The sequence below is a fragment of the Candidatus Binatia bacterium genome, from assembly GCA_036563615.1.
Lineage (GTDB): Bacteria > Desulfobacterota > Binatia > UBA12015 > UBA12015 > DATCMB01.
The window spans coordinates 349,415-372,838 of record DATCMB010000006.1 but is presented as its reverse complement, the minus strand read 5'-3'; the positions used below and the strand labels follow the sequence as shown (position 1 = coordinate 372,838).

Annotated in this window: 18 protein-coding genes; 11 read left to right on the top strand and 7 right to left on the bottom strand. The window is 70.9% G+C overall.

Annotation, left to right across the window (positions count from 1 at the left end; genetic code table 11):
- Positions 1–12: 12 nt before the first annotated feature.
- Together VIS07_04530 and VIS07_04525 are read left to right on the top strand one after the other, a co-directional pair.
- Complete coding sequence (locus VIS07_04530; protein HEY8514766.1) at positions 13–2,388, top strand: hypothetical protein; 2,376 nt, start codon at positions 13–15, stop codon at positions 2,386–2,388.
- Positions 2,389–2,396: 8 nt separating this feature from the next.
- On the top strand, positions 2,397–3,854 hold the full coding sequence (locus tag VIS07_04525; GenBank protein HEY8514765.1) for a hypothetical protein: 1,458 nt from the start codon (positions 2,397–2,399) through the stop codon (positions 3,852–3,854).
- A 6-nt stretch (positions 3,855–3,860) separates the two neighbouring features.
- Here the strand turns inward: VIS07_04525 and VIS07_04520 are convergent, their stop codons facing one another.
- Both VIS07_04520 and VIS07_04515 read right to left on the bottom strand, forming a co-directional pair.
- On the bottom strand, positions 3,861–4,121 hold the full coding sequence (locus VIS07_04520; protein HEY8514764.1) for a hypothetical protein: 261 nt from the start codon (positions 4,119–4,121) through the stop codon (positions 3,861–3,863).
- Positions 4,122–4,217: 96 nt separating this feature from the next.
- Positions 4,218–4,856, bottom strand: a complete 639-nt coding sequence (locus VIS07_04515; GenBank protein ID HEY8514763.1) for a hypothetical protein — start codon at positions 4,854–4,856, stop codon at positions 4,218–4,220.
- A 182-nt stretch (positions 4,857–5,038) separates the two neighbouring features.
- Here VIS07_04515 and VIS07_04510 point away from each other — a divergent pair, with 182 nt between their 5' ends.
- On the top strand, positions 5,039–6,160 hold the full coding sequence (locus VIS07_04510; protein ID HEY8514762.1) for a lysylphosphatidylglycerol synthase domain-containing protein: 1,122 nt from the start codon (positions 5,039–5,041) through the stop codon (positions 6,158–6,160).
- On the opposite strand, the gene VIS07_04505 is transcribed toward VIS07_04510, so the two are convergent.
- The 3 genes from VIS07_04505 to VIS07_04495 form a co-directional block, all read right to left on the bottom strand.
- On the bottom strand, positions 6,123–7,643 hold the full coding sequence (locus VIS07_04505) for an arylsulfatase (protein ID HEY8514761.1): 1,521 nt from the start codon (positions 7,641–7,643) through the stop codon (positions 6,123–6,125). The two genes, VIS07_04510 and VIS07_04505, sit on opposite strands and share 38 nt — an antisense overlap.
- Before the next feature lie 129 nt (positions 7,644–7,772).
- Positions 7,773–9,326: a class I adenylate-forming enzyme family protein gene (locus VIS07_04500; protein ID HEY8514760.1), complete on the bottom strand. Its 1,554-nt coding sequence runs from the start codon at positions 9,324–9,326 to the stop codon at positions 7,773–7,775.
- A gap of 75 nt (positions 9,327–9,401) precedes the next feature.
- Complete coding sequence (locus VIS07_04495; GenBank protein ID HEY8514759.1) at positions 9,402–10,592, bottom strand: cytochrome P450; 1,191 nt, start codon at positions 10,590–10,592, stop codon at positions 9,402–9,404.
- A 268-nt stretch (positions 10,593–10,860) separates the two neighbouring features.
- On the opposite strand from VIS07_04495, the gene VIS07_04490 reads away from it, so the two are divergent.
- Complete coding sequence (locus tag VIS07_04490; protein ID HEY8514758.1) at positions 10,861–12,315, top strand: hypothetical protein; 1,455 nt, start codon at positions 10,861–10,863, stop codon at positions 12,313–12,315.
- Positions 12,316–12,405: 90 nt separating this feature from the next.
- On the opposite strand, the gene VIS07_04485 is transcribed toward VIS07_04490, so the two are convergent.
- Complete coding sequence (locus VIS07_04485) at positions 12,406–12,858, bottom strand: CBS domain-containing protein (protein HEY8514757.1); 453 nt, start codon at positions 12,856–12,858, stop codon at positions 12,406–12,408.
- A gap of 164 nt (positions 12,859–13,022) precedes the next feature.
- Here VIS07_04485 and VIS07_04480 point away from each other — a divergent pair, with 164 nt between their 5' ends.
- The 7 genes from VIS07_04480 to VIS07_04450 all read left to right on the top strand — a co-directional run bounded on the left by VIS07_04480 (position 13,023) and on the right by VIS07_04450 (position 20,204).
- Positions 13,023–13,997: an NAD(P)-binding domain-containing protein gene (locus tag VIS07_04480; protein ID HEY8514756.1), complete on the top strand. Its 975-nt coding sequence runs from the start codon at positions 13,023–13,025 to the stop codon at positions 13,995–13,997.
- Between the two features lie 133 nt (positions 13,998–14,130).
- Entirely contained in the window at positions 14,131–15,105 is a 975-nt protein-coding gene (locus VIS07_04475) for a lipo-like protein (protein ID HEY8514755.1), read from the top strand.
- A 126-nt stretch (positions 15,106–15,231) separates the two neighbouring features.
- Positions 15,232–15,615: a DUF4345 domain-containing protein gene (locus tag VIS07_04470; protein HEY8514754.1), complete on the top strand. Its 384-nt coding sequence runs from the start codon at positions 15,232–15,234 to the stop codon at positions 15,613–15,615.
- 34 nt (positions 15,616–15,649) lie between these two features.
- The gene (locus tag VIS07_04465; protein ID HEY8514753.1) at positions 15,650–17,260 is read left to right on the top strand and encodes an acyl-CoA synthetase; all 1,611 of its coding nucleotides are present in this window, start codon (positions 15,650–15,652) and stop codon (positions 17,258–17,260) included.
- Positions 17,261–17,329: 69 nt separating this feature from the next.
- Complete coding sequence (gene argC / locus VIS07_04460; protein HEY8514752.1) at positions 17,330–18,295, top strand: N-acetyl-gamma-glutamyl-phosphate reductase; 966 nt, start codon at positions 17,330–17,332, stop codon at positions 18,293–18,295.
- Positions 18,292–19,167 carry a phytanoyl-CoA dioxygenase family protein gene (locus VIS07_04455; protein ID HEY8514751.1) on the top strand — a complete coding sequence of 292 codons (876 nt, stop codon included), beginning with the start codon at positions 18,292–18,294 and terminating at the stop codon, positions 19,165–19,167. Before argC ends, VIS07_04455 begins: the two co-directional genes overlap by 4 nt.
- Before the next feature lie 47 nt (positions 19,168–19,214).
- On the top strand, positions 19,215–20,204 hold the full coding sequence (locus tag VIS07_04450; GenBank protein ID HEY8514750.1) for an LLM class flavin-dependent oxidoreductase: 990 nt from the start codon (positions 19,215–19,217) through the stop codon (positions 20,202–20,204).
- A gap of 52 nt (positions 20,205–20,256) precedes the next feature.
- Here VIS07_04450 and VIS07_04445 read toward each other — a convergent pair whose 3' ends face one another.
- Positions 20,257–23,415 carry a multidrug efflux RND transporter permease subunit gene (locus VIS07_04445; GenBank protein HEY8514749.1) on the bottom strand — a complete coding sequence of 1,053 codons (3,159 nt, stop codon included), beginning with the start codon at positions 23,413–23,415 and terminating at the stop codon, positions 20,257–20,259.
- Positions 23,416–23,424: the final 9 nt, after the last annotated feature.

Sequence of the window (23,424 nt, the reverse complement as noted above, 5' to 3'; positions counted from 1 at the left end):
GACGTCATCACCATGCGTAGACACGTCCTGGTTCTTCCGGCCCTCGCCGCGGCCGCCGCTCTGGCGGTCGCGGCGGGGGCGACCCCGCTCCCGTCGACGCGGGAGGACTTCCGCCTCCCCGGCACGCAGCCGCTGTCGCTGTCGCAGCCGATCGCGACGCCCGACGTCTGCGCGCCGTGCCACTCGGGCTACGGCCAGCCCCAGGTCGAGCCGCTGCGCGCCTGGCGCGGCTCGATGATGGCGCATTCGGGACGCGACCCGCTGATGTGGGCCGCGCTCGCGGTGTCGAACCAGGACGCCCCGCACTCGGGCGAGACGTGCCTGCGCTGCCACCTGCCGAAGGGCTGGCTCGAGGGACGCTCCGCACCCGAGGACGGCACGGGCATGACCGCCGCCGACCGCGAGGGCGTGCAGTGCGGCGTCTGCCACCGTCTCGTCGATCCGATCGCCGACCCGGAGAATCCCGCCGAGGACGCGGCGATCCTCGCCGGGCTCGAGGCGCCGGTGCCGGGCTTCGGCGGCGCGATGATGGTGGTCGATCCGGAGGATCGTCTACGCGGACCGTTCGATCTCCTCGCCGACCTCGGCAGCGACCCGCACGCGCCGACGCGCTCGACGCTGGTGTCGCCGTTCCACTCGAGCTCGGAGATGTGCGGGACCTGCCACAACCTGCGCAACCCGCTGTTCACGCGCAACGACGTGACCGGCGAGTACGAGCTCAACACCCACGACACGCCCGCCGACCCGACCAAGGGCTTCCCCGAGCAGTCGACCTACGACGAGTGGGCGGCGAGCGAGTACGCGATGCTCGGCGTGTGGGCGCCGCAGTTCGGCGGCAACAAGCCGGTCGTCTCGACCTGCCAGGACTGCCACATGCCCGACGTGAGCGGCAAGGACGCGGCTCTTGGCTTGACGCGCGACGACGTGCCGCTGCACACCTTCGCCGGCGCCAACACCTTCATCCCGCGCGTGCTGCCGTTCCATCCGGCGTTCGGCCCCGAGGTCGATCCGACGGCGCTCGCCGAGGGCATCGAGCACTCGATCGCGATGCTGCGCAAGGCGGCGACGCTCGAGGCGGACATCGAGAACGGCAACCTCGTCGTGCGCGTCATCAACGAGACCGGCCACAAGCTGCCGACGGGCTATCCCGAGGGTCGGCGCATGTGGCTGCACGTGCGCGCCCTCGATGCGCGGCGCAACGTGGTCTTCGAGTCCGGCCGCTACCTGTTCTCCGAGGCCCGGCTCGTCGGCCACGGCGCCGAGCCCGGCGATCCCGACTACGATCCGTACCTGCACGTCTGGGAGGCCGAGCAGGGCATCAGCCCGGAGGTCGCGGCGCTGGTCGGCAAGCCCGCCGGGCGCAGCTTCCACCTGTCGCTCAACAACGTGCGCCTGAAGGACAACCGCATCCCGCCGCGCGGCTTCACCAACGCGGCCTTCGCCGCCTTCGACGGCGAGCCGGTGGGCGCGACCTACGCCGACGGCCAGTACTGGGACGACATCGTCTATCCCGTCGGCCCGAACGCGGTGCGCGCCGAGGTGACGCTCTACTACCAGACGACGACGCGCGAGTACGTCGAGTTCCTGCGCGACGAGAACACGACGACCGCCGCGGGCAACATCCTCTTCGATCTGTGGAACGAGCACGGACGCGCCGAGCCCGTCGAGATGGCGCGCGCCTTCGTCGAGGCGGACGACCGCGTCGTGCTGCGCTGCCGGCAGAACCTCGAGCGGCTGCAGGCGGCCTATCGGAAGACCTTCTACAAGGAGTGGTCGCGCTGCTTCGAGCGGCGCGCGCGCGGGCTGTCGTGCGACGCGACGACGCGCGACCAGCGCATCGCGAAGGCGGCCGCCAAGCTGCTCGACCGCGTCGGCGGACCGCGCGACTCGATGTGCTCCGCGAAGAACTTGACGCCCGAGACGCTCGGCCACGGCTCGGTGTGCCCGGTGCCGTGCTCGTCGATCGTGCTGTTCGACATGGCCGACGTCGCGAGCTGCGCGCTGTGCACGGCGGAAGCGCTCGGGCGCGAGGCGCTCGGCGCCGCCTACGGCACGAAGCCGCCGTTCCTGCCGACGCCGCTGCCGAGCACGGCGCTCGCGTGTCAGAAGTCGCTCGACCGCGCGGCGAGCGTGCTCGCCGACGGCTGGAGCCAGGCGGTGACCCGCTGCGAGCGCACCGCGACGGCCAAGGGCACGCCGACCGACTGCACGAACGCGAGCGGCGTCGCGGCGGCGAAGTCGCGTGCGGCGAGCCGGGTCGCGTCGTGCAAGGACTTCAGCGGGCTCGCGGGATGCGGTAGCGCCGGCGACGCGACGCAGGTCGCCGCGTGTCTCGAGGCGGCGGTCGGCACGGCCGTCCCGGCGTTTGCGGAGGTGGCGTACCCATGAGGCTCTCGATGCGGACTCGAACCATCGCCGTGGGCGTACTCGCCACGCTCGCGTGGCTCACCGCCCTGCCCTCCGCGGCGCTCGCGCGGCCGAACTACTTCCAGGCGTTCGTCGACTTCTACGGCTTCACGCCGGAGCAGGACCTCTACTCGTGCGGCGTCTGCCACCTGCGCTGGCAGGGAACGGGCGCGCGCAACCCGTACGGCACCGCGATCGAGCAGCAGCTCTACATCAACGCGAAGCCGATCATCGACGCGATCCGCGACGTCGAGAACGTCGACACCGACCTCGACGGCTTCACCAACGTCGAGGAGCTGGTCACCTACGGCACGCTGCCGGGCTACTCCTGCGACAACTTCGCGATCGCGCTCAACACGCCGGCGAACTTCCAGTCGCTGATCACCCCGCTCGTGCCGTCGTGCCTCGAGCCGATGGACGTGCGCGTCTCGCCGATCGAGCTCTCGTTCGTCACCCGGGTCGGACGCAGCGACACGCTCACCGTCGAGGTGATCAACAACGGCACCGACTACCCGATCACGGTGAGCGGGTACGATCTCGTCCCGGGGACGACCGCCGGCCTGTCGGTCTCGGGTCCTCCGCTGCCCCTCGTGATTCCGGTCGGTGAGCGCGCGACGCTCGACGTCACCTTCGCGCCGACCGGACCGACGCTCCTCGCGGAGGTGCTGCGCATCAGCTCCGACGATCCCGACGAGCCCGCGCTCGACGTGCCGATCGGCGGCCTCGGCTTCGTGCGCACGCTCGCGCCGGCGGCGAAGCGCGCCGCGTGTCACGCGGCCGTCGAGCGCGGCTTCGAGGCGCTCACCCGGATCCACCTCGGACGCTGGGCAAGCTGCTGGCTCGACGAGCTGCGCGGCGTCGCCTGCGATCCGGGGCGGCGCGACCAGGCGATCGCGCGCGCCGAGCTCCGGCTGCGCGACCTCCTCGGCGGCGCGCGCGACCGCGCGTGCGGCGGCGCGGGCCTCACGCCCACGCTGCTCGGGCTCCCGGAGACGTGCGGCGGCGGCTGCGGCGCGATCCAGGTCCACACGCTCGGCGACTGGGCCGACTGCCTCGCCTGCCGTCAGCGCGAGGTCACCTCGACGATGCTCGAGGCGGCCCTCGGCAGCACGCCGCCCGACCCGCCGCAGGTGGTCGGCGCGACGCCGCACCGCTGCGCGCGGACGCTCGTCAAGCGCATGCAGCGGGCGATCACCGCGCTGCAGAAGAAGCGCGCCGCCTGCGAGCTCGCGAACGTCACCGCCGCGTCCCCGGTGGACTGCGCGACGACGCTCGCGCCCGAGGTGACGCGGCTCACCGCGCGGATCGGCGCGGCGCTCGACCGCTGCCGCGACACGACCGGCCTCGACGGCTGCCGCTTCGCGCCGGGCGGGGATTCGTCGTGCCTCGCGACGTCGGCTGCGCAGATCGCGGCGAGCCTCGTCGAGGCGGTGTTCGCGACGGACTAGGAGGCGTTACTTCTTTTTCTTGACGCGGACCGGCTTCTCGCCGACGATCGCGTACTCGACGGTGTCGCCGGTCTTCAGGTCCTCGGCGGCGACGACGATCGCGTCGATCTCGTACTCCTTGCCGTCCGAGCCCTTGATGCGGACGACGTCCTCCTCGACCGCGACCACGGTGCCGGTCTGCTGCTCGGCGGTTTGCGCTGCGGCGGGGGTGGTGGCGACGACCACGCCCAGAGCCAGCGCGACGAGAGCGAGAGCGAGCTTACGCATGCTTCCCTCCTCCACGGGCGTCCCGGGTCTCTGGACCCGCGCCCGGACGGTGGGCCTACGCGGGCCGCAGAGTCGAGTCAACGCCGGCGCCGTCGATCAGGGCGTGACCAGGTCGGCTCCGACCTCGCGCGCGCGCCGCGCGCCCCTCGCCACCGCGGCATAGGGCACGGCCCACGCGAGCTGCACGAGCATCATCGCCGGGATGATGCCGACGACGAGCAGCAGGAGGCCGATCAGGACGAGCGGGATCGCAATCAGAAAGATGCCGAAGATCGTCCAGCCGTGGCCGCGCGTCCGCTCCCAGCTCTCGCGGATCGCGCCGACCGCGTCGTAGCCCTCGTCGACCACCAGGTACGGCACCCAGGCGAGCCGCACCGCCGCGATCACGCCCGGGACGATCAGGAGCACCGTGCCGATTCCGACCAGGACGCTGACCAGGAGGCTTGCAAGCACTGCCTGGACGTAGCACCGCTGGAACGGCACGAGCAGGTCGCCGACCTCCGGACTCTCGCCGCGCACGGCGCGGAGAAAGGCGTACATGCCGCCGAAGCCGACCGGACCGAGGACGAGGACGTGGTAAGCCACGCCGAGGATGTTGTCCTGCAGCCACGCCGAGGGTGCGCTCGCCAGCACCCACACCACGGCCACGAGCAGGAGCTCGAGGAATCTCCGCTGCAGCTCGCGCCACGCGATCCCGTAGGCTTCGGTCGCGCTCGGCACCGTCACGTCCGCCATGGTGTGGTCCTCCTCCTCCGCGCACGCCGCAGGAAGCGCGGCGTCTCCGCAGGGAGTGCATATGCCAAAAACGTCCGTGCCGGAACGGACGGTCAGGTCACGGCGCAGTCGAGCGCGAGCGAGGGACGACGAGCGCGCACCACGCCGGGCGCGGATCTTGCGACCTGCAGAGGCGAAAGCGCATGCGTGTGCAGGAAGAACGGGGCCGCGACACGCCTGAAAGGCGACGCGCCAAGGTGATCCCGCTACCGCGCCGTGGCGCGCCGCCCGAGGCGGCGGAGCACGACGCGCCGGAGCGGCGACGCCGGCTGCTGCGCTGGGTCGAGCGCGCGCTGCTCGTGGTCGGGATCGTCGGGCTCGCGGCGATCGTGCGCGAGATCGGCTTCGACGCGGTCCTCGAGTCCTTCCGCCGGCTGCGCTTCCTGCTGCCGCTCCTGCTGATCTTCCCGGGCATCCTGCTGCAGGTGTCCGAGACCCTCGCCTGGCGGTTCGCGTTCCGCCACGACGTGGCGACCTTCCGCGAGCTGTTCGTCGCGCGGCTCGCGGGCGAGGCGCTGAGCGCGACGACGCCCACCGCGACCGTCGGCGGCGAGAGCGTCAAGGCGTGGCTGCTCAGCCAGCGCGCGCGGGTGCGCGAGATCGTGCCGTCGCTCGTCGTCGCGAAGACCAGCGACGCGCTCGCGCAGTTCCTCTTCCTCGGCCTCGGCCTCGCGCTCGCGTGGCAGGAGCCGCACCTCGACCCGCGCATGCTGCACGGCATGGTGACGCTGCTCTTCATCGAGGCGCTGTGCATCGTCGGCTTCGCGGCCGTACAGACCGGCGGCGCGCTCGCGCGCGTGCGCGCGCTGCTCGCTCGCCTGCGCGTCATGAGCGAGATCAGCGTCGACAGCGCGACGCTGCACGTCGACCGCGCGCTCGCACGCTACTACCGCCTGCGCGGCGGACGCTTCGTCCTGTCGACGTCGTTCAATCTGATCTCGTGCCTGCTGTCGGCGCTCGAGACCGCGATCCTGATGCACGCGCTCGGCGGACCGGGCTCGTTCGCGAACGCGCTGGTGATCAACGCGATCGCGAGCGGCATCTCGTTCCTCGCCTTCTTCGTGCCGGGTCAGATCGCAGTGCGCGAGGGCGCGTACGTCGCGGCCTTCGTCGCGCTCGGCCTCGATCCGGCGGTCGGGCTCTCGGTCGCGCTCGCGAAGCGCGTCCTCGACCTCACCTGGGCGGGCGTCGGGCTCGTGCTGCTGGCGCGGCGGCGCCGCGCCGGCCTCACAACCCGACGACCACTTTCGGCGGGTACTTCTTGAAGGTCATGAGGTGGTTCCGGATGCCGCTCTGGAACGCCTCGACGTAGGCGAGCTTGCGGATCAGGTAGCTGCGCGTCTCCTTGGGGTCGAGGTAGAGGTTGTAGAGGCGCCCGTAGGGATACTTTTGCATGACGCCCGTGAAGCCGCCGGGGTTGAGCACGTCGTGGTCGTCGTCGGAGATCGACGCGAGCATGAACTTGTACTCGCCGACGCGCAGCGCGGAGAACTGCTGGCCGAGCCAGTAGTACAGGTACTTGCGGTTCGACTCGCCCGACTCGTGCAGCAAGAACGACGTCTGGTCGACGCCGTCGATGAAGCGGTCGCTCGGCAGCAGCTCCTCGGCGCCGGCGAGGGTCAGCACGGTCGGGAAGAGGTCCATCTGCGAGAACAGCCCGTCCGACGCGCGGCCCGGATCGATCATCCCCGGCCACGAGAAGATCCCCGGCACGCGCTGACCGCCTTCCCACGTCGATCCCTTCGCGCAGCGGAACGGTGAGTACGCGGCGTCGGGCCAGGTCTCCATCTCGGGACCGTTGTCCGACGAGACGAAGACCAGCGTGTGCTCGAGCTGTCCGGTCTCGCGCAGGACGTCGATCAGGCGTCCGACGATGTCGTCGAGCTCGAGCAGCGTGTCCTTGTACGGATGCTTCGCCGGCGACTTCCCGAGGAAGCGCTCGTGCGGGTAGTTGTCGAAGTGGGCGCCGCGCGTGCAGTGGTAGAGGAACCACGGCTTGTTCTCGCTCGCCATGCGGCGGATGAACTGGATCGAGTAGTCGGCCCACTTGTCGTCGAGCAACGACAGGACCGGGATCGTCACCTCCTCGACGCTCTCGAGCTCCTCGCCGCGCCGCGCGTGCACGAAGCACTTGTTGAACGGCTGGTTCTCGATCCACTTCGTGCGCTCGGCGGAGTAGACGATCTCGGGGAAGAAGTACGGATCGCGCCACTCGGTGTACATGTCGGACACCGAGAGGAAGCCGTAGAAGTCGTCGAAGCCGACGTGCTGCGGCTGCGACTCGACGTTCTCGCCGAGGTGCCACTTACCGACCGCCTGCGTGACGTAGCCCGCGCGCGACAGCAGCTCGGCGAGCGTCACCTCACCCTGCAGCCCGCCCTTCTCGCCGTACATCGGCGGACGCTGCAGTCCGTGCCGCATCGGCAGGCGCCCGGTGAGCAGCGAAGCGCGCGACGGCGTGCACGACGGCTCGGAGTAGCACGACGTCAAGCGCAAGCCGCCCGCCGCGAGGCGGTCGATGTTCGGCGTCGGCGCGCCGACCGCGACGCCGCCGCCGTAGCAGCCGAAGTCGCCCCAGCCGACGTCGTCCATCAAGATGACCAGGACGTTGGGCTTCCGTCCGCCGTGGCGCGCCGCGTACTCGGCGATGCGGCGCCGCGCGGCGTCGTCCTGCTCGGGGTGACGGAAGACCGGCTCGCGGTTCTCGGCGAGCGTGACGGTCGGGGTCGCGATCGGATCGTGCGCCATCGGTTCCTCCAGCGGAAAGACGGCAGTCTTCCGCCGTGACGAGACAACAGCAAGCGGAACGCACCAGCGTCCCGCGCGTCGTCGAGCGACAGCGCGTCCGCGCTGACGCGAAGAGTCGAGCGACGCGCGTCAGCGCTGGGCGCTCGCGCCGACCGTCGCGGCGTAACGCTCGGCGAGCGCCTTGTGATCGATCTTGCCGGAGTGCGTCAGCGGGATGCGCTCGATCGGCAGGATGCGCACCGGGATCTTGAACTCCGCGATCTGCGTCGCGAGGAAGCTCTTGAGCTCGTCCTCGCTCGCGCTCGCCCCCTCCTTGAAGCTCACGTAGGCGATCGGCACCTGACCTTCGTCGGGATCGGGCACGCCGAACGCGCCCGCCTCGGCGACCGCCGGATGACGGTACAGCGCCTGCTCGATCTCGCCCGGCGTGATGTTCTCGCTGTTGCGCTCGATGATCTGCTTGAGGCGTCCGGTGAACCAGTACTCGCCACGCTCGTCGCGCAGCCCCATGTCGCCGGTGCGCAGCCAGCGGTCGACGAACACCTCTTGGTCCGCCTGCGGACGCCGCCAGTAGCCGGGCGACACCATCGGACCGCGCACCCAGAGCTCGCCCGCCTCGCCCGTCGCCGCGTCGGCGCCGAAGCGATTCGGATTGACGTCGACCACGCGCAGCTCGACCTCGTCGACCGGCACGCCCATGTAGCCGCGGCGCTCGAGCTCGACCCGGCGCGTGATCGTCAGCCAGATCGCCTCGGTCATCCCCCAGCCGACCTCGATCGGCTTGCCCGCGAGGTCCATGAAGGCGCGCTGCAAGGCGAGCGGCAGCTCGTCGCCGCCGGTGAAGACGGTGTCGAGCGACGCGAAGTCCTCGCGCTTCGCGCCCGACGCGCGCACGATCTGCCACAGGTGGTCGACGTGCGCGCCGAGCACCGTCGGACGCCAGCGCTGCAGGTTCGGCACGAAGCGCGCGGCGTCGAACTCCTTCTCGAGCACGACCGTCGCGCCACGCGCGAGCAGAGGGAACGCTTGGATCCAGCCTCCCATGTGCGACACCGAGTCGTGCGCCACGATCAGCGACTCCTCGCCGACGCGGCGCAGCGCCGCGAGCACGCTGCGCACGATCCCCGCCGCCGAAGCGTGCGAGTGCGTGACGCCCTTCGGCAGCGCGGTCGAGCCCGAGGTGTAGAGGATGAAGGCGAGCGTCGCCGGGTCGACCGGCGGCAGCTCGCGCGGCGTCGCCGCGAGGAGATCGTCGAAGCGCGCGTCGCCCGGACGCGGCTCGCCGCACGCGACGAAGACGCGCTCGACCGCGCTCTTCGCGACCTCGACGCGCTCGAGGTCGGCGAGCTTCTCGTGGTGCACGATGAGCCAGCGCGACTCCGAGTCGGCGAGGCCGTAGGAGATCTCCGGCGGCGCGTCGACGTACTCGAACGGCACCATGGTCACGCCGGCGCGCCAGCAAGCGAGGTAGCAGACGATCAGCTCGATGCCGTTCGGCAGCAGCGTCGCGACGCGCTGGCCCGCGAGCCCGGCGTCGGCGAACGAGGCCGCGAGGCGCCGTGCGAGATCGTCGAGCTCGGCGTAGCTCAGCTGGCGGTCGGACGTCGCGACGGCGAGCTTGTCGGGATGACGCGAGCGCGGCTCGTCGAGCAGCTGCGAGAGCGAGGGCCAGAGCGACGACATGCCGCGAGCGTTGGCCGCAATGCTGGCGCTGTCAAGCGGAGGACGCGCGTCGCGGCGCGCGACCGCCGTCAAGCATCAAGCATCGAACACCACCGGCAGCCGGTCGGGCGAGCGGAAGGCGAGTCCGACGATCCGGCACTCCTCGCCCGGCGCGAAGCGCAGGTTCGGCAGGCGGTCGAGCAGCACGTTGAGCGCGATCCGCGCCTCGAGCCGCGCGAGGTTCGAGCCCAGGCAGAAGTGCTCGCCGAAGCCGAACGCGAGGTGGTCCGAGACGTTCGGCCGCCGCATGTCGAAGCGGTCGGGATCCGGGAAGCGCGTCTCGTCGCGGTTCGCCGAGCCGAGCGCGAGCATCACGAGCTCGCCCTCTGGGATCCGCACGCCCGCGACCTCGACCTCACGCGTCGTCTCGCGCGACACGTACTGCACGGCCGACTCCCAGCGCAGCGTCTCCTCGATCGCGCGATCGAGCACGGCGCGATCGGCGCGGACCTCCTCCATCACCTCGTCGTGCGCGAGGAGCGCGAAGATCAAGCTGCCGGTCAAGCGGTAGGTCGTCTCCGCGCCCGCGGGCAGAAGCAGACGCAGGAAGCTCAGCACCTCTTCCTCGGTCAGACGCTGGCCGTCGACCTCGGCGTGCACGAGCGTGCTGACCAGATCCGAGCGCGGCTCGCGGCGCCGCTCCTCGAGGATCGGCCGCAGGTAGTCGACGATGCGCTGCGCCGCGGCGAAGCCGCGCGCGGGATCCTCGGAGATCGACAGCAGCTCGAGCGCCCAGTGGTGGAACTGCTCGAAGTCGGCGATCGGCAGCCCCATGATGTGCGCCATGACGCGCAGCGGGTAGGTGAAGGTGAACTGCGCGACGAGGTCCGCGTGGCCGTCGCGCGCGAAGCCGTCGACCAGCTGGTGCACGATGCGCTCGACGACCTCGTCGAGCCCCTCGCGCAGGGCGCGCGGCGAGAACGCCGGCGTCACGAGACGGCGGAGGCGCAGGTGCTCGGCGCCTTCCATCTCGAGGATGGTGCGGCCCATGACCAGGCCGATGCCGCGCGCGTTGCCGCGCGACGAGAACGTCCCCGAGTCCTTGAGCGCGCGGTGGACGTCGTCGTAGCGCGTGATCATGTAGCTGCGTCCGAGCGGCCCCTCGAGCGGGACCACCGGACGCTCGTGCCGCAGCCGCCGGTAGACCGGATACGGATCGGGCACCGGGCTCATGATCGTGCCCCCGAACAGGCGGGTCGCGGTGTCGGCCTGCACCTGCGCTTCCATCTGGGCCCCCTCGCTCGAGCGCCGCGCGCGCTCGATCAACTGATTGAATCGAGCGACCTATACTCCAATTCGCCGCGCTGTACGAGCGGGAAATCGCGGGGGTGGATCCTTCCCGGCGCTCGTCCCGTCACCGGGGGTTCGGAGGCTGGCTTCCGCGCGGCCGCCGACGAGTGAATTGACCACCGCGCGACCGCCGTGCGAGGTTGCTTGCGGCGTGCAAGCCACCGGCTTGCCGCGTTGCACGCTGACCTTCGGAAAGGACTCCCGCATGCTTTCGTTCGACCGATCGCGCGGCGGCGCGCTCGCGCTCGCCGCCCTGCTCAGCCTCGTCCTGCAACCGCTCGCCGCGCGCGACGCGCACGCGGAGGACCAGACGCTGCTCGGACAGCGCCTGGAGATCGCCAACCCCGCGCCCACCAAGCCCGAGCGACGCCGCCTCGTGCTGACGGCGGGCGAGCGCCAGAGCCCGAACACCCTCACCGGCGACCCGACGGTCGCGGGCTCCGACGGCGGCGCCCTGCTGCAGATCAGGACCTCGGGGGTGACGCCGTCGAACCTCGTGCTCCCGCTGCCGCAGGGGACCGCGCGCAGCGGCAAGCCGTTCTGGCGCGCGACCGCGGGACAGGGCTTCCGCTACGCGGACCCGCGCGGCGAGAACGGACCGGTGTCGTCGCTGGTCGTGCGCAAGGCGCCGAACGGCGTGTTCTCGCTGCGCATCGTGATGTCGGGCAAGAAGGCGCCGCTCGACGTCGTCCCACCGAACCCCGGCGCGCGCGCGAACGTCATGCTGTCCCTGCGCGGCGGCGACCGGTACTGCGTGTCGTTCGGCCCGCACGGCATCCTGAAGAACGACGCGCGCTCGTTCACGCTCACCGGTCAGATCGCGGAGTCGTGCCCCGCGTCGGTCTCCGGCGAGTTCCTCGCGCTCACCTACAACGTCGCGGGGCTGCCGCAGGGCATCTCGGGCTCGAACCCGGCGACCAACACGCCGCTCATCAGCCCGCTGCTCAACGGCTACGACCTGGTCCTCGTCCAGGAGAGCTGGCAGACGCCGGATCCGAACCCGCTCGCGCCGCTGCGCGTCTACCACGAGCTGCTGGTCGCCGACGCACGGCACCCCTACAAGTCGATCTCCGCGACGCATCCGCTCGGCACCGACCCGACGCGGCCCTCGGCGCTGCTCGGTGACGGCCTGAACCGCATGTCGCGCTTCCCGTTCGAGCCGGTGACCCGCGTGCGCTGGAACGGCTGCCACAACAGCGCGGCGGACTGCCTGGCGCTCAAGGGCTTCAGCTTCGCGCGCACGACGGTCGCGCCGGGCGTCGAGATCGACGTCTACAACCTGCACATGGAGGCGGGCGGCGATCCCGAGGACGACGTGCTGCGCGACCAGGGCGTGAGCCAGCTGCGCGACTTCATCAACACGATGTCCGTCGGACGCGCGGTGATCGTCGGCGGCGACTTCAACCTCCACACCAACACCGAGCCCGACCGGTCGCAGTACGAGCGGCTGCTCGCGGAGACCGGGCTGATCGACGCGTGCGCTGCGGTCGGCTGCCCGACCCCGGGACGCATCGACAAGTTCGCGTTCCGCAGCGGCGACGACGTCACGCTGAGCGCGCTCTCGCACCGCTTCGAGACCGACGTCTTCGTCGGTCCGATGGGCGAGCCGCTGAGCGACCACGACGCGCTCGCGGTGCGCTTCGCCTGGAGCGCTCCGTAAGGTTCATCACCTTCGCGTGCGGCGCCGCGGCGTGAGCGGATCACGTCGCGGCGCCGACGCGCGCCTTACTCACGTCCTGCGCCGCGGCCTCTAGGCCGCGCTGTCGCCGTCGGGCGCCGGAAAGCGCTCGCGCAGCGCCTCGGCGAGCAAGCGACACGCGTCGCTGCTGGTCAGGATCCCGGCGAGCTTTCGATTCTTGACGACCAGCGCCGCGCCCAGGTGACGCGCGGCCATCGTCGAGAGCACCTCGTCGAGCGGCGCGTCGACGTCGACGACGTACGCGTCGCGCACGCAGGCGTCGCGCACGCTGCCGGGCGCGTCGACGTCGATCCGGCCCGTCGCCTCGAGCAGCCGCAGCTCGCGCTCGCTGAGCACGCCGACGAGCGTGCCGTCTTCCGTGACCGGCAGGTGGTGGATCTCGTGCTCACGCATCACCGCACGCGCCTCCGTCACGCTTGCGTCGATCTCGACGAAGAACGGGAACGGCGTCATCGCGACCTTGATGGTCGGCATGTGGTGGAGATTGCCGAGCTCGAGCGCCATCACAGACCTCCTTCACGGCCGGCACGCCGGGGCGAGCGTTGCGCGTGCTGCGCTGCAGGAACCGCGCCACCCCTTCGCAACCCCTTCGGCGTCGCGAAGTCAACGACCGTCGTCTTGCCGGCACCGAGCCACCGGGCCTATGACCAGACGACCGGGAGGGCGCCATGGCGACGATCTATCGGGACGAGGACGCGGACCTCGGCGTGCTGCGCGAGGCGCGCATCGCGGTGGTCGGCTACGGCAACCAGGGACGCTCGTGGGCGCTCAACCTGCGCGACTCCGGGCTCGACGTGTCGGTCTGCGTGCGCGCGGACGCGTCGCGCGAGCAGGCGCGTCGCGACGGCTTCGCGGTGTCCGACCTCGACGCAGCAAACGAAGCCGACGTCCTCTGCGTCCTGATCCCGGACGACGCGATCCCGTCGCTGCCGCTGCATCCTTCGGAGCGCGCGCTCACCGTGCTCGCGAGCGGCTACAACTACGCCTTCGATCGCTTCGCGCCGCCGGGCGACCTCGGCATGGTCGCGCCGCGCATGCTCGGACCCGAGGTGCGGCGCTGCTTCGAGGAAGGTCGCGGCTTCATCAGCGCGGTCGGCGTGCAGCGCGACGTCACCGGCACGGCGAAGCAGCGCACGCTCGCCATCGCGAAGGCGATCGGCGGCCTGCGCGAGGGCGGGATCGAGCTCACGCCGCGCCAGGAAGCGATCCTCGACCTCGCCGTCGAGCAGGTGCTGTCGCCGGCGCTCGCACACGTCAGCACGTCGTTCGTCACCGCGATGCTCGAGCAGGACATCCCGCTCGAGGCGATCCTCACCGAGCTCTTTCTGTCAGGTGAGGTCGAGCGCACGTACCGTCTGCTGCGCGAGCAAGGCTTCGCGCGGCAGATGGAGTACCACTCGCCGACCAGCCAGTACGGTCAGCTCTCGCGTCGCGGCGCCTACGATCACCTCGACGTGCTCGCCAAGATGCGCGAGCTCACGCAGGACATCGCGTCCGGCCGCTTCGCCGACGAGTGGGACCGCGAGCGCGACGCCGGTCACCCGCGGCTCGCGGCGCTGAAGGAGCAGTTCTGCGGTCCGGCGGTGCAGGAGTTCGAGGACGACCTGCGGCGTCGGCTCGGACCGGGCGTGCGCGGGGAGTAGCGTCGCCGCGCGGCGACGCGCGTATCGCAGATGCGCTACGCAACGTCACGACGCGCCGCGCAAGCGTTGCTGATACGCAGCATCGAAAATTCTGCTCGATGACGGCGTGTCGGTGGCGCATCATCGTGGCGCCGTGACCGATCGCCTGCGACGCTTCCTCTACCGCCACGCAAGCCGGATCCTGAGCGCGCCGCTCGGCACCTACCTGCGCTGCTCGGGTCAGGACATCGATCAGCTCCGCCGCCACATCCGCAAGGCCGACGTGCTGCTGGTGTGCGGCGACCAGCGCGTCAGCGAGGTCATCCGATACTTGACGCAGAGCTCGTGGTCGCACGCGGCGATCTACGTCGGCGACGAGCTCTTGCGGCGCGACCCGGCGCAGGCGCGCGCGCTCGAGGAGCGCTACGGCGAGGACGCGCAACACATGGTGGTCGAGGCGCTGCTCGAGGAAGGCGTCGTCGCGTCGCCGCTCTCGAAGTACCGCGGCTTCCATCTGCGGCTCTGCCGTCCCTTCGGGCTCGCGCCGAAGGACGTCGTGACCGTGATGGATCTCGTGATCGAGCAGATCGGCGGCGAGTACGATCTCACGAACCTGCTCGACCTGGCGCGCTACTTCCTGCCGGTGTCGCTCGTCCCCGCGCGCTTCCGGCGCGACGCGCTCGAGTTCGGCAGCGGACGTCCGACCGAGGTGATCTGCTCGTCGATGATCGCGCGCGCGTTCGACGCGGTCGGCTTCCCGGTGCTGCCGCGCACCGAGGAGGAGGTCGCGGAGCTGATGCAGTCGCAAGGCGGCGAGCGCCGCGCGTACCACGTCGGCGTCGGCTCGCCGAGCTGGCCGTCGCGCCGTCCGCTCGCGCGCCACCTGCGCATGAGCCGCCGTCCGCACACGCTGGTCACGCCGCGCGACTTCGACCTCTCGCCCTACTTCGAGATCGTCAAGTTCAGCCTGATCGAGGGCGCGCGCGAGGTCGTGCCGGAGCCGGTGCGGCGGCCGAGCGTCGCGCGGCGCGCGGTCGCGGCGCTGCCGCTGCTGTCGCGCTTCCGGCGCGCGCCGGCGAGCGCGGCGCCGAGCGTCGCCGCGGCGCGCCCGCAGGTCGAGCAGGCGTAAGCGCCGCTCGTCGACTCGCCGCCACGGCACGATCCGCGCACGACGGGCGGCGCCCGCGCGCCAACGGCGCTCGACGTGGCTCGCGACCGTTTGACGCGCCGGGCGCGCTCCTCCTATCCAGCGCCGATGGACCGCGCACGCCTGTTCCTCGCCGTCAACGCGCTGCTCTGGCTGCCCTACGGGCTCTACTTGCTCGCGCGCCCCGACGCGCTCGCCGAGATCGCCGGCGTCGTCGGCGCGACGCCGACCGGGCGCACCGAGCTGCGCGCGATGTACGGCGGTCTGCAGGCGGCGATCGGCGTGCTGGCGCTGCTCGCGACGCTGCGACACGACCTCCGGCGCACGGCGCTCGTCACCCTCGCCTTCTTGACCGGCGGGCTCTTCACGGGACGCGTGAGCGCCGTCGTCGTCGGCGGCGGGATCTCGGCGTACACGGTCGGCGCGCTGCTGCTCGAGGTGACGCTCGCCGGGCTGTCGACCGCGCTGCTGCGCCAGACGCCACGAAGTTGAGCGCGCCGCGCGAGCCGTGATTTAGTGCGCCGCCATGGAGTTCAACCTGGCGGACCTCTTCGAGCACGCGGTCGATCACTTCGGCGACCGGGAGTACCTGGTGTGCGACGGCAAGCGTCGCACCTACGCCGAGATGGAGGAGCGCGCGAACCGCCTCGCGCACCACCTCGCGGCCCACGGCATCGGCGTGGGCGATCACGTCGGCATCTACGCGCTGAACTCCGTCGAGTGGGTCGAGACGCTGTGGGCGGTCTTCAAGCTGCGCGCGATCTGGATCAACATCAACTACCGCTACGTCGAGGACGAGCTCCGCTACCTGTTCGACAACGCGGATCTGAAGGCGCTCGTCTACCAGCGTCAGTTTGCGCCGCGCGTCGCGCGCGTGCTGCCGGCGATGCCTCTCCTGCGTCACTCGATCGTGATCGAGGACGGCAGCGGCGAGGACGCCTCGACGATCGGCTCGGTCGACTACGAGGAGGCCGTCGCGTCGGGCTCTCCCGAGCGCGACTTCGGACCGCGCTCCGCCGACGACCGCTACATCCTCTACACCGGCGGCACGACGGGAATGCCGAAGGGCGTCATCTGGCGGCACGAGGACGTGTTCTTCGCGCTCGGCGGCGGCATCGACCCGATGACCAACGAGCGCTGCCAGCACCCGTCGCACATGGTCGAGAAGGGCAAGGGCGGCGCGCTGACCTTCCTGCCGATCGCGCCGCTCATGCACGGCGCGACGCAGTGGGCGGTGATGGGTCAGAGCTTCGTCGGCAACAAGGTCGTGCTGCTGGGCAAGTTCGACCCGGAGCGCGTGTGGTCGCTGGTCGAGGAGGAGAAGGTCAACTCGATGATGATCACCGGCGACGCGATGGGTCGTCCGCTGATCGAGACGCTCGCCGCGAACCCAGGGCGCTGGGATCTCTCGTCGCTCTTCCTGCTCACGAGCAGCGCCGTCACCTTCTCGCCCGCCGTCAAGGACGAGTTCTTCAAGCACTTCCCGAACTTGATGATGATCGACGCGATCGGCTCGTCCGAGACCGGCAACAACGGCATGGTCATGGTGCAGGCGGGACAGACCGAGATGAAGGGCGGCCCGACCGTGACCAAGGTCGGCAACACGGTGGTGCTCGACGAGAACTTCCGGCCGATCCCGCCCGGACCCGAGCCGCGCATCGGCAAGATCGCGCGCGTCGGCGACATCCCGATCGGCTACTACAAGGACGAGAAGAAGACCGCGGAGACCTTCGTCACCGTCGACGGCGTGCGCTACGCGATGCCGGGCGACTACGGGATGATCGAGCCGGACGGTCGCATCACGCTGCTCGGCCGCGGCTCGGTGTCGATCAACTCGGGCGGCGAGAAGATCTTCCCCGAGGAGGTCGAGACCGCCGTCAAGTCGCACCCCGCGGTGTTCGACTGCACCATCGTCGGCGTTCCCGACGAGCGCTGGGGCGAGCGCGTCGCGGCGGTCGTCGAGTTCCGTCCGGGGCAGAGCACGACGCTCGAGGACATCCAGGCGCACTGCCGCACCAAGATCGCCGGTTACAAGGTGCCGCGTCAGCTCTGCGTCGTGGAGCAGATCGTGCGCTCGCCGTCGGGCAAGCCGGACTACCGCTGGGCGAAGCAGGTCGCGAGCGAGGCGCGGAGCTGAATCGGATCGCATCCACGACCGTCGAGCGGAGCGGCGCCGCGCGGCCGCTTGTGGCATGATGCGGGCGACATGAAGGCGCGCGTCTACATCGACGGCCAGGCCGGCACGACGGGTTTGCAGATCCGTGAGCGCCTCGCGGGGCGCGACGACCTCGAGCTGCTCACGATCGACGAGGCGCGGCGCAAGGACCCGCAGGCGCGCGCCGAGATGCTGCGCTCGGCGGACGTCGCGATCCTCTGCCTGCCGGACGACGCGTCGCGCGAGGCGGTCGCGCTCGCCGGCGACGCGCCGGTGCGCTTCCTCGACGCGAGCACCGCGCACCGCGTCGCCGAGGGCTGGATCTACGGCCTACCCGAGCTCGCGCCGGGACAGCGTGACGCGATCCGCAGCGCGCGCCGGGTCGCGAATCCGGGCTGCTACCCGACCGGCGTGATCCTGCTGCTGCGTCCGCTGGTCGACGCGCAGCTCCTCGCGGCGGATGCGCCGATCGCGGTGCACGCGCTCTCGGGCTACTCGGGCGGCGGCCGGCAGATGATCGAGCGCTGGGAGGATCCGTCGACCGGGCTCGCGACGCTGCCCTACGAGGCGCCCTACGCGCTCGACCGCGAGCACAAGCACATCCCCGAGATGACGCGCTATGCGCGCCTCGTGCACCGGCCGCAGTTCGTGCCGGCGGTCGGGCCGTTCCGCTGCGGCATGCGGATCGAGATCCCGCTGCACGCGGCGGTGCTGCGCGGCGTGGAGGCGCAGCGCCTGCACGAGGCGCTCGCCGCGCGCTACGCAGGCGAGCCGTTCGTGCGCGTGCATCCGTTCAGCGAGCAGGTGTCCGCCGACGAGCGCGCCTTCGACCCGTGCGCCGCGAACGGCACCAACCGGATCGACCTCTGGGTGCTGCCGAACCCGCTCGGCCACGTGCTGCTGGTCGCGACGCTCGACAACCTCGGTAAGGGCGCTGCCGGCGCGGCGGTGCAGAACCTGAACCTGATGCTCGGGCGCCCGGAGACGCAGGGCCTCGAGACGGGCGTCGCCGCGTGAGCGTGAGCGCGCAGACGACGGAGCTGCGAGCTCCCGAGCTGCCGCCGGGCGCGCGCCTGCACCCCTGGAATCGAAGCTTCACCTGGCAGGTGCGCACCGCGCCGCTGCGCGCGCTGACGCCGACACAGAAGGAGCAGTTCGACCGCGAAGGCTTCGTCGTCCTCGAGGACCTGCTGACGCCGGACGAGGTCGCGGCGACGCTCGCCGAGATCGACCCGCTCGAGGCGCAGACCGACGCGTACTTGAAGACGCTGCCGGAGGGACGCCTCGCGATCCTCGAGGCCGGTGCAATCACCTTCTCGGCGCATCTCGTCACGCGCTCGGAGCGTCTGCGCGCGCTCGCCGCGCACCCGCGCATCCTCGACGTCTGCCACGACCTCGTCGGCGACGACGTCGACCTCTACTGGGATCAGGCGGTCTACAAGAAGCCCGAGAAGCCGCGCCGCTTCCCCTGGCATCAGGACAACGGCTACACCTACGTCGAGCCGCAGCAATACTTGACGGTGTGGCTCGCGCTCACCGACGCCACCGAAGCGAACGGCTGCCCGGTGGTCGCGCCCGGCCTGCACCTGCACGGCACGCTCGCGCACCGCTACGTCGACCCGCTCGGCTTCGAGTGCTTCGAGACGCCGCAGCGCGCGATCGCTGCCGCCGTGCGCGCCGGCGGCGCGGTCGTGTTCTCGTCGCTGACGCCGCACCTCACCGGGCCGAACACGACGGACGCGGTGCGCAAGGCGTACATTCTGCAGTACGCGCCCGCCGGCGCGCGCATCCTCGAGGGAGATCCGAGCGCCGGTCCGCCGACGGGCGAGCGCCCCTGCGACGCGCCCGGGCGGCAGTTCGCGGTGCTGCGCGGCGGCGCGCCTCTCTGACGCGTCCCCTCTTTGACACGGCGGTGCGTTGCGCATAGCGAGCACGCATGGACTTCGGACTGCAGCTCGCGGCACTGCCCGCCAAAGACATTCTCGAGAACGCCCGCAACGCCGAAGCGTGGGGCTACGCGGCGCTCTACGTGCCCGACCACTGGGCGTACGAGCGTCAGGCGGGCGGCGGGCTCGACGACGGCGCCAACGCCTGGGAGGCGACGACGATCCTCGGCGCGATCGCCGCGGTGACCGCCAAGGCGCGCATCGGCGCGCTCGTGCTGTGCAACCTCTTCCGCCACCCGGCGACCACCGCGCAGCACGTCGCGACCGTCGACCACCTGAGCGACGGCCGCGCGCTGCTCGGCATCGGCTCGGGCTGGACCAAGGCCGAGTTCGAGATGATGGGCGTCGCGTTCCCCGACGTGAAGCCGCGTCTGCGCATGCTCGACGAGGCGGTGCGCGTCGTGAAGAGCCTGTGGACCGAGTCGCGCACCAACTTCGACGGCGAGTTCTACCACCTGAAGGACGCCTTCCTCGTGCCCAAGCCGCTCCAGGATCCGCACCCGCCGGTCATGCTCGGCGGCAGCGGCAAGGGCCTGCTGCGCATCGCCGCGCGTCATGCGGACCACGTCAACATCATCTCCGACGCCGGACGCGCGGGCACCATCCTGATGAGCGAGGTCGCGAAGGTCACCGAGGACGCCTTCAAGGCGAAGATCGACTTCGTGCGCGCCGAGGCCAAGGCGGCGGGACGCGACCCGGACGAGCTCACCTTCTCGAGCACGCTGTTCATGCCGATGCTGACCGACACCGAGGCCGCGGGCGACGAGTTCGCGAACAACATGGGCGGCATGCTCGGCCTGTCGGGCGATCAGGTGAAGCGCATGCCGATGACGCTGATCGGCACGCGCGAGCAGTGGATCGAGGAGCTCAAGCGGCGCGAGCGCGAGTGGGGCGTCAAGCACTACATCATGTCGGGGTTCGGCGGCCCGCAGCTCGCCGAGCGCTTCGCACGCGAGATCGCGCCCAAGGTCCAGGGCTGACGACGAGAGCCCGCGAGGGCGGGCTTCCGCAAGAACTCGCTAGCGCCGACGGCTAGGCCCGCGGCGCAGCCGCGCTGGTCGCGGCCGCGCCCCGCCAGGCGGCGATCCGCTCGGTCGCCTGCTCGACGACCACGTAGAGCAGCGGGATGAACAGGACGCCGAGCAGCGTGCCGCCGAGCATGCCGCCGAACACCGCCGTGCCGAGCGCGCGACGCGCCGACGCGCCCGCGCCCGACGCGATGACCAGCGGCACGACGCCGAGCACGAAGGTGAACGACGTCATGAGGATCGGCCGCAGACGGACGCGCGCGCCGGCGAGCGCCGCCTCCTCGATCGAGTGTCCCTGGCGGCGGAACTCGCGCGCGAACTCGACGATCAGGATCGCGTTGCGCGCCGCGAGCGCGATCAGCAGGACGAGGCCGATCTGCGTGAAGACGTTGTTGTCGAGCCCGCGCACGAGGAGCGCGAGCAGCGAGCTCAGCACGGTCAGCGGCACCGACAGCACCACCGACAGCGGCATCGACCAGCTCTCGTACTGCGCGGCGAGGATCAGGTAGACGACGATCAGCCCGAGGACGAACGCGACGAGCCCCTGCCCGCCCGCGCGCAGCTCCTGGTACGACGTGCCCGTCCAGGCGATCGACATCCCGGGCGGCAGCGTGCGCTGCGCGAGCTGGTCGACGATCTCGAGCGCCTGACCCGAGCTCGTCCCCGGCGCCGCCTCGCCGGTCACCATCGCCGACGGGAAGAGGTTGAAGCGCAGGATGCGCGCGGGGCCGATCCGCTCCTCGACCTTCAGCAGCGCGCCGAGCGGCACCATCTTGCCCGACGGGCTGCGCACCTCGAGCCGCTCGATGTCCTCCGGACGCGCGCGGAACGCGGCGTCGGCCTGCACGTTGACCTGAAAGGTGCGTCCGAAGCGCGTGAAGTCGTTGACGTAGGCCGAGCCGAGGTAGGCCTGCAGCGTGTCGAACACCTGCTGCAGCGGGATGCCGAGCATCTTGACCTTCTCGCGGTCGACGTCGGCGTAGAGCTGCGGCACGCCCGCGCGGTAGCCGCTGAAGACGTTGGTGAGGCGCGGGTCGGCGGCGGCCGCGGCGACCAGCGCGTCGGTCGCCTGCTGCAGCGCGTCCGGACCGGCGTTGAGACGATCCTGCACCAGCATCTCGAAGCCCGCCGTCTGCCCGAGGCCGTCGATCGCCGGCGGCGGGAAGGCGAGCACCTGCGCTTCCTGGATCGGCGCGAGCTTCTCGCGCACCTCGTCGATGATCGCGAAGACGTCGCGTCCGCGCCCGATGCGGTCGCTCCAGTGCGAGAAGCACGCGAAGCCGAACGCGTTGTTCGAGGCGTTGCCGTTGATCGGCGAGAAGCCGGGCAGCAGCGTGACCAGGCTGATGCCGTCGACCGAGCGCAGGATCTTGTCGACGCGGTGCACGACCGCGGCGGTGCGCTCCTGCGAGGCGCCGTCCGGAAGCTGCACGTCGACGACGATGTAGCCCTGGTCGTCCATCGGCAGGAAGCCGGTCGGCACGATGCGAACCAGCAGCCAGGTCGCCGCGCAGAGCGCGAGGAACGCGCCGAGGGCCACCGCGCGACGACGCAGCAGCACCGCGACGACGCGCAGGTAGAGCTCGGTCGCGCGCTCGAGGGCGTCGTTGAAGCGCTGCGCGAAGCGTCCGAAGACGCCCTTCGCCGAGCCCGCGTCGTGCAAGCGCAAGAAGACCGCGCACAGCGCCGGGCTCAGCGTGAGCGCGTTCACCGCCGAGAGGAACGTGCTCACCGCGAGCGTGACCGCGAACTGGCGGTACAGCCGTCCGGTGATGCCGCTCAGCGCCGCGGTCGGCAGGAACACCGCCATCACGACGAGCGTGATCGCGACCACCGGCCCGAACACCTCGCGCATCGCGCGCAGCGTCGCCTCGCGCGCGCCGAGCCCGTGCTCGCGCATGTTCCGCTCGACGTTCTCGACCACCACGATCGCGTCGTCGACGACGATGCCGATCGCGAGCACGAGGCCAAACAGCGTCAGGGTGTTGATCGAGAAGCCGAACGCGAGCAGGAGCGCGCACGTGCCGATCAACGACACCGGGATGGTGATCGCCGGGATGATCGTCGCGCGCAGGCTCTGCAGGAAGACCAGCACGACGAGGAAGACCAGCACGAAGGCCTCGAGGAGCGTCTTCTGCACCTCGGAGATCGACGCCTCGACGAAGTCCGAGACGTCGTAGATCATCGTCAGCTCGAGCCCCTCGGGCAGCGTCTTGCTGATGCGCTCGAGCGCTTCGCGCACGCCGCGCGCGACCTCGACCGCGTTCGCGCCCGGCGACTGGTAGAGGATGATCGTCGAGCTCGGCACGCCGTTCTGGAACGACAGGCTGTCGTAGCGCTTGGCGCCGAGCTCGACGCGCGCCACGTCCTTGACGCGCGTGAGCCGCCCATCCTCGCCCGTCTTGACGACGATGTCCTCGAACTGCTCCTCGCCGACGAGGCGTCCGAGCGTCGTCACCGTGTACTCGAAGTCCTGCCCCGTCGGCGCGGGCGGCTGTCCGATGATGCCGGCCGCGACCTGCACGTTCTGCTCGCGGATCGCGTCGAGGACTTCCGTCGTGGTCAGGTTGCGCGCCTTCAGCGCCTCCGGATCGAGCCAGAGACGCATCCCGTACTCCTTGGTCGGGAAGGTCTCGACGCCGCCGACGCCGTTGATGCGCGCGAGCTCGTCGCGGATGTTGAGCGTCGCGTAGTTCGCGAGGAAGAGGTCGTCGTAGCGGTTGCCGGGCGAGATCAGACCGACCACCGCGATGAGACCGGTCGACTGCTTGCGCGTCGTGATGCCCTGCCGGCGCACCTCGTCGGGCAGGCGCGGCAGCGCGACGTTCACCCGGTTCTGCACCAGCACCGACGCCATGTCGGGATCGGTGCCGACCTCGAAGGTGATGGTCAGGCTGTACGAGCCGTCGCTCGAGCTCGTGCTCGACATGTAGAGCATGCCCTCGACGCCGTTCACCTCCTGCTCGATCGGCGAGGCGACGGTGTCGGCGACGACCTGGGCGCTCGCGCCCGGATAGTGCGCCTCCACCCAGATCACGGGCGGCGTGATGTCGGGATACTGCGCGACCGGAAGCTGCGTGTACGCGACCGCGCCGGCGATCACGATCAGCAGCGACACCACCGACGCGAAGATCGGCCGGTCGATGAAGAAGCGACTCGACACGAAGGCTTC

What these genes read in the sequence shown, in the direction of transcription:
- VIS07_04530 (HEY8514766.1), top strand. Translation starts at nt 13, where the DNA reads ATGCGTAGACACGTCCTGGTTCTTCCGGCCCTCGCCGCGGCCGCCGCT.
- VIS07_04525 (HEY8514765.1), top strand. Translation starts at nt 2,397, where the DNA reads ATGCGGACTCGAACCATCGCCGTGGGCGTACTCGCCACGCTCGCGTGG.
- VIS07_04520 (HEY8514764.1), bottom strand. Translation starts at nt 4,121, where the DNA reads ATGCGTAAGCTCGCTCTCGCTCTCGTCGCGCTGGCTCTGGGCGTGGTC.
- VIS07_04515 (HEY8514763.1), bottom strand. Translation starts at nt 4,856, where the DNA reads ATGGCGGACGTGACGGTGCCGAGCGCGACCGAAGCCTACGGGATCGCG.
- VIS07_04510 (HEY8514762.1), top strand. Translation starts at nt 5,039, where the DNA reads ATGCGTGTGCAGGAAGAACGGGGCCGCGACACGCCTGAAAGGCGACGC.
- VIS07_04505 (HEY8514761.1), bottom strand. Translation starts at nt 7,643, where the DNA reads ATGGCGCACGATCCGATCGCGACCCCGACCGTCACGCTCGCCGAGAAC.
- VIS07_04500 (HEY8514760.1), bottom strand. Translation starts at nt 9,326, where the DNA reads ATGTCGTCGCTCTGGCCCTCGCTCTCGCAGCTGCTCGACGAGCCGCGC.
- VIS07_04495 (HEY8514759.1), bottom strand. Translation starts at nt 10,592, where the DNA reads ATGGAAGCGCAGGTGCAGGCCGACACCGCGACCCGCCTGTTCGGGGGC.
- VIS07_04490 (HEY8514758.1), top strand. Translation starts at nt 10,861, where the DNA reads ATGCTTTCGTTCGACCGATCGCGCGGCGGCGCGCTCGCGCTCGCCGCC.
- VIS07_04485 (HEY8514757.1), bottom strand. Translation starts at nt 12,858, where the DNA reads ATGGCGCTCGAGCTCGGCAATCTCCACCACATGCCGACCATCAAGGTC.
- VIS07_04480 (HEY8514756.1), top strand. Translation starts at nt 13,023, where the DNA reads ATGGCGACGATCTATCGGGACGAGGACGCGGACCTCGGCGTGCTGCGC.
- VIS07_04470 (HEY8514754.1), top strand. Translation starts at nt 15,232, where the DNA reads ATGGACCGCGCACGCCTGTTCCTCGCCGTCAACGCGCTGCTCTGGCTG.
- VIS07_04465 (HEY8514753.1), top strand. Translation starts at nt 15,650, where the DNA reads ATGGAGTTCAACCTGGCGGACCTCTTCGAGCACGCGGTCGATCACTTC.
- argC (HEY8514752.1), top strand. Translation starts at nt 17,330, where the DNA reads ATGAAGGCGCGCGTCTACATCGACGGCCAGGCCGGCACGACGGGTTTG.
- VIS07_04450 (HEY8514750.1), top strand. Translation starts at nt 19,215, where the DNA reads ATGGACTTCGGACTGCAGCTCGCGGCACTGCCCGCCAAAGACATTCTC.